General features: G+C 70.2%; 1 protein-coding gene. It reads right to left on the reverse strand.

Annotated elements, in window-relative coordinates:
* Positions 1 to 245 (reverse strand): flavin reductase family protein (locus AMS67_RS00100; RefSeq protein WP_241487941.1); only part of this gene is annotated, 245 nt, incomplete at its 3' end.
* Positions 246 to 366 lie beyond the last annotated feature (121 nt).

Below are 366 nucleotides of genomic sequence, written 5' to 3' on the forward strand. Positions count from 1 at the left end.
AGATAGCTGTCGGCGCCCAGGATTCCCCCGGCGCTGCCGGTCGCGCGCGTCACGGAGAACGAGATCGCCGGCGGGTCGATGCCGACGGAGGCGACGCTCGATGCCGTCAGGCCCACCGGCCCCTCCGCCGTCTGCGCGGTGATCAGCGCGACCCCCGTCGGGTGCTCCCGGAACGCCCGTTTGAGCGCCTCCGCCCCGATCTCCGTGTCGATGTCCCGCTCCGGCCCGCTCAGGTCCGACCCCATTCCGCATTCTCCCTTCCGAGCGCGATCCCATCCGAAGGATCATGCTCCACGGCATCCTCAACGCGGCGTCTCCCGTGAACATTCCGAACCGGTCACCGCGTCCGCGACCACGAGCGTACTC

The sequence above is a fragment of the Leucobacter japonicus genome (assembly GCF_001273855.1).
In the GTDB taxonomy this organism is placed as follows: Bacteria; Actinomycetota; Actinomycetes; order Actinomycetales; family Microbacteriaceae; genus Leucobacter; species Leucobacter japonicus.